An 11116-nucleotide genomic window follows, 5' to 3' on the forward strand; every position below is an offset into this window, starting at 1 on the left:
TTGTGCTTATTTTGAGCTAACGATTGGATAATCACCGCTGACCAATTCTTGAACAAAACCAGATCCTGCCCCCGTGTGCGTAATCCACACTTTCTCTTTTGCTCGTGTCATTGCAACATAGAATAAACGACGCTCTTCTGCATATGGGAATTTGTCTTTCGACTCAGTCAAGGCTCCATCAATGTGTGCATGCTTCTTCTTCGCTGGGAATTGCCCTTCATCTACAGAGAGTACAATAACAAAATCTGCCTCCCTTCCCTTACTCGCATGGCAAGTCATAAAGCGAATGTCCAGATTTGGGAAACGCTTCACCCAGTCATCATACAAATCTGGCTTATGGTAATGATTGCGACCAAGTAGCAGAACAGACTTAATTTTCTTCGCCTGTTGGTTCAACTGATCAAGGATTTTCTCAACCTGATTGCTTGGCGCAGTATGCACACTCTTCTGCTTACGTTGCTTATGACTATTCAATATTTTTGGCAACTGCGAAGGGTTTTGCTGCACAAAGGTATTCGCTACCTCACCAATCTGATTATTAAAACGGTAAGTGGTATCGAGATAATGAACCGTCGAGTGTTGAAAACGCGTTTGGAAACCGGTGGTCAGATCTACGTCTGCCCCGGCAAACTGGTAAATCGCCTGCCAGTCATCCCCTACAGCGAACAAGGTTGCTCCTAACTGCTTGTCTGTCGATTCGCACAGTGCTTCAATTAAAGCCAAACGATCTGGCGAAATATCTTGATATTCATCAACCATCACAAAACGCCATGGTGAAACAAACTTTCCAGACTTCACATAATCTGTCGCGCGACTGATCATGGTTGGAAAGTCCACTTGGTTACTGTCTTTTAGCATTTTTTGCCAAGCGCTATAGCACGGCCAACACAACGCAAGTTCACTATTCAAGCGTGTGTAATCTTGATGATTAACCAACTTTTCCTGTACTTGTTTCTTGGTTAACCCGACCAAGGCCAGTTGAGATATCTGTGAATCTAACCATGCAATCAGCTTGGGGTTCTCTGAGTGACTGCCAAGCTCGTCATCCCCTTTTAAGTACGCGATAGGCCACTTATCCAAATGTTTCTGCCAACGTTTAAAGTTAGTCGGCGTCATCCAATGTTTTTTCAACCAATCAATGCACCAAGCAGTACGTTGGTTGTCATCCAAAGCGGCCGGGCTAATTTCTACGGCTTGTGGTTCAACTTGGTTCAAAATGCGTAGGCCAAGTTGATGGAAGGTATTTACACGTACGCCTTCCGCAGCCATACCCACTTTGTCTACTAATCGATCTTTCATCTCGGTTGCTGCATCGCGGCCAAACGCCAGCAACAGCAGCTCTTCCGACTGAGCCTGATGGCTTTGAAGTAAATAGGCCACCCGCGCAGTCAAAACACTCGTTTTACCCGAGCCTGCACCTGCTAACACTAAATTATGATCGTCATTAAGTAGCACCGCATGCTGCTGCGAAAGGTTCAATGGAGAAGATTCAATACGATTAAATAGCACTTCCCAGTTCGGACGCTCATTTTCCAGCCACTCATGATTACGTTCAGCCAGTGTTGCCGAAGTCTCCGACAACCAAGGTTCTATCTCAGCCATACGATTCGGCATACGCATTTTTGCTTCAGCCAAACTGGTTTTGATGTCAAAAAGTTCACTATTAAGTTGGTCAGCCCAGCTTTGAACTTTTGAGTGAGATAAATAAGCTGGTAGATGTTTGAGCTGATACAGCTCATCTTCCCACCGAGGTAAATATTCAGCGAGTTTACGACACTGGCTATTGTGCCAGTCTTGATACTGGCGTACGGCTTCAAGTGCAAACTTACGACACTGGGGCCATGGCAAACCTTGTACTAACCAGCTTTGCTGCTTGCCACCTTGTTCGTGAGCAAAAAACTGCAGCGAGCTCCAAAGTAAACCACGCTTAACGCTCACTTTTCCGTTCCAAATCGTGAACGGAATGTGCTCTTCGCTGCCAATTGATGTTAATAAAACGCTGTTTTCTTTTATTTCAACTTGGAAATACTCATTTTGAATAAAAAACTGTGCTTTATTAGAGGCTGTGAGCAGCATGAAAGAGGCGCCTTTTGATAGAGAAGTTCTCATTTTATATCATTTTAGACGGCCAAGTTGTAGCAGGGGATTGAGACAAAATGCGCTTCTTTCGGTATTCTCAATTAAAAATTACATTACTGTTGAATTTGCAAACAATAATTTGCGATCTAATGAGTACACTCACTGTAAGTCAATGACGCACCTGTTTAATTTCTAACCAAATGACAATATTTATTAAATTAGGTCATAAACGCGCTATAGTGAGTTTGTTAAAATTCTGTCGTTTTTACTGGCAACGAAAGGCGCACTGTGCAAACTGCTTTAAAACTTCGCCTCTATTGGGCAAACAAAACCATCAACTACAGTATTCTCATTTTGATCACCTTACTAGGCGTAGTCGTCCCGGCTTGGTATTTTGAACAAAATACGTTAATTACCCCTTTAATTTTAGGTGTAATCGCTGCTGCATTGGCTGAAAGTGATGACAGTTTCACAGGACGCATCAAAGCACTGCTCCTCACTTTTCTCTGCTTTGCCGTTGCCGCACTTTCGATAGAAATCTTATTTAACATTCCTTGGGCGTTCGCTATCGGGCTGTTCATTTCTACCTTTGGTTTTATTATGCTCGGCGCCATCGGCCCTAAATATGCTAGCATCGCTTTTGGATCATTACTCATCGCGATTTATGCCATGCTGGGCGCCCATGAGAGTACTAACCTTTGGTTCCAACCCGCACTGTTGCTCGCAGGGGCGGCGTGGTACTACTTCATGTCGATGATATGGCAGATATTTTGGCCGCTACAACCCGTTCAGCAGAGTCTTGCAGCCGTATTCCTCCAGATCGCTAATTATCTTGATGCGAAAGCAAAGCTATTTCACCCGGTGACGAATTTGGTGCCTCAACCCATTCGTATTGAAGCCGCCAAACTCAATGCTGCGACAGTGAATTCGTTGAACGCTTGTAAAGCGACCCTACTCAGCCGCTCTAAACGTGGCCATATCGATGGCCCAAGTGACCGGTTCCTGAATATCTACTTTATTGCTCAAGATATTCATGAGCGTGTCAGTTCAAGTCACTACCGCTATCAAGATCTCGCCACCGAGTTTGAACGCTCTGATGTGCTATTTCGCTTTAAATATTTGCTTGAATCACAAGCGCAAGCTTGTCGTGATATCGCGCATGCAATTCGTCTTGGAAATGAATATGTCCATACGGATCAATCCATTCTTGCTTTGGCCGAACTGCAAAACTCACTAGCCTATTTAGAAGAGCAGCAACAAAACCATTGGAAACGCCTGCTCACGCAACTGACTTACCTCTTCAATAACCTAGCAACGGTAGAAAAGCAGTTGAGTAACATCAACAACCCGGACGCAGAGCGTTTAGAAGAAGGGACACTTGACGACACCAATCCACACACTCTCAAAGCGATGTGGCAACGAATAACAGCAAATCTAAACAAAGACTCAATGCTGTTTCGTCACGCCCTGCGCATGTCCATCGCACTGACCGTAGGCTACGGTATCATTCAGATGTTTGATATCGACCGTGGATATTGGATTTTGCTCACCACCCTGTTTGTATGTCAGCCCAACTACAGCGCTACCAGACAAAAATTAACGGCGCGTGTTATCGGCACCTTAGCCGGCCTGTTAATTGGTGTTCCCTTACTGACCTTCTTCCCTTCTCAAGAAAGTCAGCTAGTATTTATCGTCCTCTCTGGTGTCATGTTTTTTGCATTTAGAATCAACAATTACGGTTATGCTACGGGCTTTATCACACTACTGGTTCTGTTTCTATTTAACCAATTAGGAGAAGGCCATGCCGTCGTATTACCTCGTTTAGCCGATACCTTAATTGGTTGTGTGTTAGCTGTTGCGGCAGTGATGGTGATATTGCCCGATTGGCAATCTAAACGATTGCACAAAGTGATGTCTGATGCGATTGACGCTAACAAACAGTATCTTGGGCAAATCATCGGTCAATACCGTATCGGCAAGAAAGATAATCTAAGCTATCGTATCGCTCGACGTCAGGCACACAACAATGATGCGAACCTATCTTTAGCAATCAGTACTATGTTGGCTGAGCCTGGTAAATATCGTACTGCGGTGGATGAAAGCTTCCGTTTTTTAACCCTTAACCACGCAATGCTGAGCTACATCTCTGCGCTTGGCGCTCACCGTACGAGAATTGAGGACGAAGCGATTCACCAACTCGTACTTGATGCACATCGCTGTATTCATCAACATTTGGATGTACTGCATCGTCAGCTACACCCTCATTGTGAAGAGTATGATTTATCGTCAATGGATGATGCTGATCTGGAACAAAGACTGAATGAATGGCGTGAAGAAGATGATCACTCAGCTAGGATGGTACTGCAGCAGCTTCATCTGATCTATCGCATGTTGCCAGAACTCCATTCACTGGCTTCCAAATTTGCAGTCCGCGTAAACTAGAAGCTCTTACCAATTGTTAAACACTAACTGACATTACTCGGACAAAAAAACACCAGTCAAAATCTAAGCTAGACGTATCGGGTTTTCAGTGGCGATGAGAGCCGCGCAGCGGGTTAATGATGGAAAAGCCCAATCAAGATGCGGAGATAACAATGACTGCTCAGCAATTTAACGACTTAAAAGAAAAAATCAATGAGTTAACGGCAAGCCAACTGCGTTCGTTGCAAGGGCAAATTAGCCAAACACTCAGCAAGAAGAGTGCGCCAATTTTGTCGAGTGAAGAACAAGAAATGTTGTCAAAACTGTTTACTTAGTCAAGCCGTTGAACAAAAACACTCGAACATTTTTCAACACTTTTATGCTCAAGAAAGCATAATGAAGAGTGTAATGCCATGTCTATGTCTGGAATTCGGTCTGGGTATCAACGGATTCAGTTATCACAGAAGGTGGCTGACGATGCTGCGCATGACATTCAACAAGGCACTGTAAAAAAGCGCGACAGTTGATAGACTGCCACGTTTTTTGAATGTCAGTTCAGGCTTGCTTAGCCAAACTCACCATTAGCTATTACGTTATTATGCAATTGCGACTCCGCAATATCATTTGATGACATACCGTTGAAATAGTTCTCAACCAAAATCGTTTAATGCACATTGACATCAGTCGTGATATTTAATGAAACAGCCTCCATTGATGGGTCATAATCTACCTGAATTTGAATCAGTAACTCATCCATATCGATCGCTGAGTCGTTCAAGTCCATGATTTGGAAAGAGACACCAAGCATAGCCTTGCCCAACAGTAACGATTATCCTTATTATGGCATGCCATTCCATGCGCTCGTCCGTCCGCGTTTGCCCATCAATATCATCGTTATCATCAATCAGACTTATAAGTAAATTTTCAACAATTGGCGACCTAAACGTTTGCGTAATCGCTAACCTTCTCTTAACCTTGTTTTGAGGCTTTCATCACGGTTTTTCCATTGATATAGTTAACCCATCAAAACGAAAAAGACCATTCGAGGCATGGAGCTTCCTCACTAATCTCAAGAAGAGAAGAATTGGTACCGACAACAATCGGCAGATTTAAGAGGGTCAAATTATGGAGATGAATATGGTTGAAATCCTAGGCTACGCTGCCTCAATCATGGTCGCGATTTCACTTACAATGAAAGATATCGTTAAGCTACGTATTCTTAACTTTATCGGCTGTGGTCTGTTCACTGCATACGGTCTGATGATTGACTCATGGCCAGTTGTGCTAACTAACGGGTTTATTGCTTGTGTAAACGTGTATTTCCTAGCAAAAATGCAGCGTGAAAAAAAAAGTTTCGCCACTGAGTAATGTCTAAATATATTGAATAACGAAAGCCCGAAAGTACTGTTCTTTCGGGCTTTTTCTTAATTATTCAAAAACTTACTTAACACAACTTAGATATGAAAGGTCATGAACACGAACACGGATAAGTAAAAGTCTCTTCAGTACTGCACCTTAACGCCCGTTCGGTATATACTCGCGATAACATCATCTCGAATGTAGAGGCTATCTATGAATATTGGTGTGGCTGCTGAATTGACAGGGCTTTCTTCCAAATCTATCCGACTTTATGAAGATAAAGGCATCATCACACCGCCAGCACGCAATGACTCGGGTTATCGAGAGTATTCAGACAAGCACATCCAAGAGTTAAATCTAATTTCTCGAGCAAAAAATGCAGGATTCTCTCTTCAAGAATGTAAAGAGTTTGTGCAGTTGGCGCATAATCCAAACCGAAAAAGCAGAGAAGTTAAAGCTCGAACCATGGGGAAACTACAAGAAGTTGAAAACAAGATAGCTCACCTTGTCGAAATCAAAAAGCAACTTGAGAGTTGGGTTACTTCCTGCCCTGGTGACGCCACAAGCTGTTGCCCAATTATTGATGAGCTCACTAAATAACCTCAGCTCGAGACAATCTAAGCCATTCAGCACAGCGCTTTTAGCGCCTAACGTCGTTAAAATGACCGCAATAGACTCACTATTGACTTGTCATTTTGCCTTGTTATTCATCTAAAATAGCTGTACTGACTCCTATATCAGCTTAAGTGACTCATGAATTGGGCTATGTAGACTTTCTTGTCCCGAGTTGAGGTTAAATAACCATCATCCGAGCAATCAAAACAGGCCAGTTTCGAGGCTTCTCCACGCCTTCAAAGTTTCAAGTTGCACGTCCTTCTAAAGTGAGATCATTCGCTCAAATTTTTAATTTTGACATTACTTCAGTAACTGAATGTTTATACTTCATGAAAAGGACAACTTTAAAAGGTATGGAAAATGAAAAAGTTAGCATTGATCGTGTTTGTTACAGCTCAACTGATGGCGTGTACTGAAGTAGGCAGCGAAGCATGGTGTAACGATATGAAAGAAAAACCAAAAGGCGAATGGACGGCCAACGAAGCGTCAGACTTCGCTAAACATTGCGTGTTCTAACAATACCTTAGACCCTGTAAATAATTCTGTGTAACTGTCGGCGTTACATATATTCAGTGAGTCGGTCTTCGAACATAATCATAAAGCGGTTCAGTGCTTGTCGCTAGGTAAATCACCTTTCGAGCTGACTAATCTGTTGGGAACAGTTTTTTGTTTCTTAATCGCTTTTCTAATAACGCTGTTGAGTGACTCAATGGCGTTAGTCGTGTAAATTGCTCGACGTATATCCTCTGGGTAGTTAAACAGGGTATTAAGGTTCTCCCAATGCGTCCTCCAAAAAAGAGAATAGAAGCCCGCAATCTTTGTCCTTGCAGAACAAAGCAGCACTCTTGGCGCTGCTTTGATTTGTAATGCTACTGCATGCGTTTTAGCATATTCAATGTAATGTTCGCTGAGTTGTCAGCCGTGGCTTTCTTCAAATCAGAGTATACCATCTCTGCAGATCCATCCGCTTTGTCCGAAATCGTACGGATCACGACGTATGGAACTTTAAATGCATCTGCGACTTGACCAAGTGCGGCCCCTTCCATTTCCACCGCCATGGCATTGTACTCTTGATATATTCCGGTCACTTTTACCTTACTTGCTATGAACTGGTCACCTGAAGCGATAATGCCTCGATAAACACTCTCTTTACCTAACGTATCGACCGCAGCTTCAAACGCGTATTTTTGTAGCGTTTTATCTGCGTAGAAGTAACGCTCTTGATAGTCTGGTAATAGACCTTTCGGCATATTAAAAGGTGTTAAATCGACATCATGTTGAACAAGGCGTGTTGATACCACCACATCCAACGGATCCAATTTAGGATCGCTTGCACCTGCAATACCAGTAAAAATCAGTTGGTCTACACCGAATGACTCAATAAGCAATGTGGTTGTCATAGCGGCATTCACTTTACCAACGCCAGACTTAGTTACGACTACTGATTTGCCTTCTAACTGACCCGTGTAAAAACTGTGCCTACCAATTTGTTTTACTTGTTGATTTTGGATTTTTGGTAATAGAGCTTCAACTTCTACATCCATTGCACCGACGATACCAATGGTTGATGCTGCAATGGAAGGTAGAGAGTAAGCTGCAAGCATAAGAGCAAGTGATTTCTTCAACATATGAGTCCTGAAATGTAATACGAGCCACCAATTTGTGACGCAGCTCAGATTATACAACACCCCAAAACAAGAGCAATCGTTTGCTTTGAATATTCAAGACTGATTGATTAAATAACTTTCAATCCATGATGATTATTTAATCACCATCGCTCTTGATTTAAAAACAGCTCTGTACACTGCGTTGCATTGGTGATATTTCAGCCTCACTTTATTGACGCATACATAAGCGATAACTGCCCACTCCTAGTAAAGTCACGTCTTATAAACATCTCAGGACTCCACTCAGAACGCTCAAATCGTGAATATTTTAGTTTATCCGCGTGCATCTTTCTTATCAATCTAACCATTCCCATAAGAACATGAAAAATATAAAAATTAGTATAATTTTAAAAACCAATTGAACTTGAATCATAAAATAACAATGCACAATAATAACTAAACCAACTGCAAACCTATTAATTAATAAAAAGTCATACTTAATAAGTTTAAGCGTTAATATTGTTTTTAAATTTCACCAACCCAATTCCAATTCAATAAGCACTGACCATTAATTTCATTGATATAATTTATTTAGGTGTGAAATATAACATTCATCATTGGACACCTCTTACTAATTTCAATCAAGAAAAATAATATCACTCCAATATCCATTTTTTTGATTTAGCAACGCAATGGAGCTTTGTTGCAGAAATCGAATGAACTAAATCAGAATATTACGATCAGATCAGTAACATTCATTCACTGACGTTGATTTCATGCCGAAGCCTCGCGACAAAACCAATCACTGGCGCAAGTGCAATAACGCCTTGGTCAACCGAGGCTCACTCGCCTTTTGGATTGACGAAGAAGCGATAGCTGAGTGGAAGCAACCCAGACAGAATAGACGTGGTCGAGCACGATTGTTTAGTGACCTCACTATCACAACCGCTCGATGGTAAAGCGCGTCCTTTCCTTACTTTAAGAGCCCTACAAGGCTTCATCGATTCTGTTTTTAGATTGGCAGACGTCCCACTGGTTTGTCCCCACTATTTTTGCATCCGTCGCCGAGCTAAGGATGTTGAGGTTAATTTCAAAGCCTCATCACGAGATGCTATCTAGCCCCTAGCTATCGATGCAACTGGGCTCAAGGTATACGGTGAGGGTGAATGGAAAGTAAAAAAGCACGGAATCGATGGTAAGCGTCGAGTCTGGCGTAAACTCCATCTTGCTGTTGATACTGGTACTCATGAAATTATCGCAGCGGAACTGACACTTTCAGGCGTGACAGATGTGGAAGTACTCCCTAATTTACTTAAGCAAACACGCCGAACCATCAAAGAAATTTCAGGAGATGGTGCGTACGATACAAGGGAGTACCACAGGGCGATTAGGGTTAAGAAAGCGACACCTCTAAATCCCTCCACGTGAAGGGGCAGCTTTCTGGGAAAAGGGGCATCCACGTAATCGAGCGGTTGGCTGCCAAAAACTCTACGGCTCGAACAAAAAGTAGAAACAGAAGTATGGTTACCATAACCGTTCATTGTCGGATACCGCTATGTATCGTGTAAAACCGCTACTCGGGCGTCACTCACGCTTCGCAATTACAACGCATAAGTTGGGGAGACTTACGCCATGATCAACGCACTCAACATGACTGGGATAGGCATGCCTGATACTCAGTATGTCGTTTAAAATGCAAACGAATTAGCTAGCGTTCGCTCTGAAGCTGAGTTCCGCCACAAAGCCTGTTTAGCCCCTCTTTTTTATGCAACATTTTGTTACAAGTCAGATCGCGAGATGAAAATTATTTTTTCCTTAAAAATCACCCCTAATCTCTTTGGAATAAAATGAAATTTCCGGCGAAATGTTAATTACACATTGTTTTATTAACTGTCAGTTTAAGTAAATGTCGTTAAACACAGTTTTATTAATTAACCAAATAAGATAGTATTTGCTCTGAAGTTTTTATATTCTTCGATTAACGCCTCAATATTGATTAAAATCAGTAATTTAAATCAACGAACAGCAAAAGTACTCTGTCCATCGTGGAATTTATGCGTTCAGATGATAAGAAACACCGAGAATAAAATTAATTTGATGTGCATGTTGTATTAAAGAATGCATGAAGCAATCGATAAGTTTGTAACACCAAGAGTTATATTAGTAAAAATGAAAAAGCTATTTTTATTATTGATATGGGTATCAGTATCAGTTTCACCTTTTGCTTTTGCGCAACAGACAGGGAAGCAGACGGAAAATAACCTCACTCAACAACTTGTTGAAAATACATATAAAGAAGCCAAATTGAACGGTGTCATTGACTATGAGCTATTTAGTGATGCTTTTAAGGCTTATAACCAAACACCAAATCGAAAAAAGCAGGTGCTAACCATCATCGATTATAGCAAGCCATCGACTGAAAAACGCTTTTACGTGGTCGACCTTGAGAAAAATAAGCTGATCTATAACACTTACGTTTCTCATGGGGTAAACAGTGGTTTGAAGACCGCTACTAAGTTTTCTAACATTGTGAATTCACGTAAAACTTCGTTAGGTACGTTTTTGACCGATACCACCTATTATGGTTCTAACGGCTACTCACTTCGCCTAGACGGTCTGACTTCTGGTGTGAACGATAAGGCTCGTGAACGTTATATCGTTGTTCATGGTGCGGATTACGCCAACCCGTCATTTATTAAAAAGAATGGGTATTTAGGCCGCAGTTGGGGCTGCCCTGCATTACCTGAACATCTATCACGCCAGATCATCGATACCATCAAAGGTGGCAGCGTGATTTACGCTAGCGCCTAACCCTCGGCTCGTGTCATCAAGTCAGAAACCTAGGCAAACAGGATGAATAAAAAGGCGCTGTGATAGCGCCTTTTTTGCAAATGTTGTCTGAGGAATACCCTTTATGATGATATCTTGTCAACGCCAGTTTAAATTTGATCCACTTATCGACGTTATCGCCGAAGTAAAACTGACCCACCCACGTTATTAACTCTTGTTTCCAGATAGACTTTCTAGAACCGCTG

General features: G+C 42.0%; 9 protein-coding genes and 2 pseudogenes. 7 read left to right on the top strand and 4 right to left on the bottom strand.

Features of this window, described 5'->3' with window-relative positions; translation table 11 throughout:
- Window positions 1-6: 6 nt before the first annotated feature.
- Window positions 7-2076, bottom strand: a complete 2070-nt coding sequence (gene helD, locus AK965_RS01370; RefSeq protein WP_099077911.1) for a DNA helicase IV — start codon at window positions 2074-2076, stop codon at window positions 7-9.
- A gap of 291 nt (window positions 2077-2367) precedes the next feature.
- On the opposite strand from helD, the gene yccS reads away from it, so the two are divergent.
- Both yccS and AK965_RS20350 read left to right on the top strand, forming a co-directional pair.
- Complete coding sequence (gene yccS / locus AK965_RS01375; RefSeq protein ID WP_099077912.1) at window positions 2368-4521, top strand: YccS family putative transporter; 2154 nt, start codon at window positions 2368-2370, stop codon at window positions 4519-4521.
- A 152-nt stretch (window positions 4522-4673) separates the two neighbouring features.
- On the top strand, window positions 4674-4835 hold the full coding sequence (locus tag AK965_RS20350; protein ID WP_172438033.1) for a hypothetical protein: 162 nt from the start codon (window positions 4674-4676) through the stop codon (window positions 4833-4835).
- Between the two features lie 329 nt (window positions 4836-5164).
- On the opposite strand, the gene AK965_RS20355 is transcribed toward AK965_RS20350, so the two are convergent.
- A complete protein-coding gene (locus tag AK965_RS20355) occupies window positions 5165-5308 on the bottom strand; it encodes a hypothetical protein (protein ID WP_172438034.1) in 144 nt (47 codons plus the stop codon).
- A 317-nt stretch (window positions 5309-5625) separates the two neighbouring features.
- Between AK965_RS20355 and AK965_RS01385 the strand changes: the two genes are divergently transcribed.
- From AK965_RS01385 to AK965_RS01395, 3 genes are all read left to right on the top strand, one after another.
- On the top strand, window positions 5626-5868 hold the full coding sequence (locus tag AK965_RS01385; RefSeq protein ID WP_099077914.1) for a YgjV family protein: 243 nt from the start codon (window positions 5626-5628) through the stop codon (window positions 5866-5868).
- 204 nt (window positions 5869-6072) lie between these two features.
- Window positions 6073-6459: a Cu(I)-responsive transcriptional regulator gene (gene cueR / locus AK965_RS01390; protein WP_099077915.1), complete on the top strand. Its 387-nt coding sequence runs from the start codon at window positions 6073-6075 to the stop codon at window positions 6457-6459.
- Between the two features lie 375 nt (window positions 6460-6834).
- Entirely contained in the window at window positions 6835-6990 is a 156-nt protein-coding gene (locus tag AK965_RS01395; protein WP_099077916.1) for a DUF3012 domain-containing protein, read from the top strand.
- Between the two features lie 43 nt (window positions 6991-7033).
- Here AK965_RS01395 and AK965_RS01400 read toward each other — a convergent pair.
- Together AK965_RS01400 and AK965_RS01405 are read right to left on the bottom strand one after the other, a co-directional pair.
- A pseudogene (locus AK965_RS01400) lies at window positions 7034-7266 on the bottom strand (transposase); the annotation flags it as partial.
- Between the two features lie 77 nt (window positions 7267-7343).
- Window positions 7344-8102 (bottom strand): 5'-methylthioadenosine/adenosylhomocysteine nucleosidase, encoded by a 759-nt coding sequence (locus tag AK965_RS01405; protein ID WP_099077917.1) that lies wholly within the window; start codon window positions 8100-8102, stop codon window positions 7344-7346.
- 755 nt (window positions 8103-8857) lie between these two features.
- Between AK965_RS01405 and AK965_RS01410 the strand changes: the two are divergent.
- Both AK965_RS01410 and AK965_RS01415 read left to right on the top strand, forming a co-directional pair.
- Window positions 8858-9773: pseudogene (locus tag AK965_RS01410) on the top strand (IS5 family transposase).
- A gap of 477 nt (window positions 9774-10250) precedes the next feature.
- The gene (locus AK965_RS01415; protein ID WP_099077918.1) at window positions 10251-10892 is read left to right on the top strand and encodes a murein L,D-transpeptidase catalytic domain family protein; all 642 of its coding nucleotides are present in this window, start codon (window positions 10251-10253) and stop codon (window positions 10890-10892) included.
- Window positions 10893-11116: the final 224 nt, after the last annotated feature.

This window comes from Vibrio sp. PID17_43 (assembly GCF_002608565.1).
GTDB lineage: Bacteria > Pseudomonadota > Gammaproteobacteria > Enterobacterales > Vibrionaceae > Vibrio.

What these genes read in the sequence shown, in the direction of transcription:
- helD (WP_099077911.1), bottom strand. Translation starts at nt 2,076, where the DNA reads ATGCTGCTCACAGCCTCTAATAAAGCACAGTTTTTTATTCAAAATGAG.
- AK965_RS20350 (WP_172438033.1), top strand. Translation starts at nt 4,674, where the DNA reads ATGACTGCTCAGCAATTTAACGACTTAAAAGAAAAAATCAATGAGTTA.
- AK965_RS20355 (WP_172438034.1), bottom strand. Translation starts at nt 5,308, where the DNA reads ATGCTTGGTGTCTCTTTCCAAATCATGGACTTGAACGACTCAGCGATC.
- AK965_RS01385 (WP_099077914.1), top strand. Translation starts at nt 5,626, where the DNA reads ATGGAGATGAATATGGTTGAAATCCTAGGCTACGCTGCCTCAATCATG.
- cueR (WP_099077915.1), top strand. Translation starts at nt 6,073, where the DNA reads ATGAATATTGGTGTGGCTGCTGAATTGACAGGGCTTTCTTCCAAATCT.
- AK965_RS01395 (WP_099077916.1), top strand. Translation starts at nt 6,835, where the DNA reads ATGAAAAAGTTAGCATTGATCGTGTTTGTTACAGCTCAACTGATGGCG.
- AK965_RS01405 (WP_099077917.1), bottom strand. Translation starts at nt 8,102, where the DNA reads ATGTTGAAGAAATCACTTGCTCTTATGCTTGCAGCTTACTCTCTACCT.
- AK965_RS01415 (WP_099077918.1), top strand. Translation starts at nt 10,251, where the DNA reads ATGAAAAAGCTATTTTTATTATTGATATGGGTATCAGTATCAGTTTCA.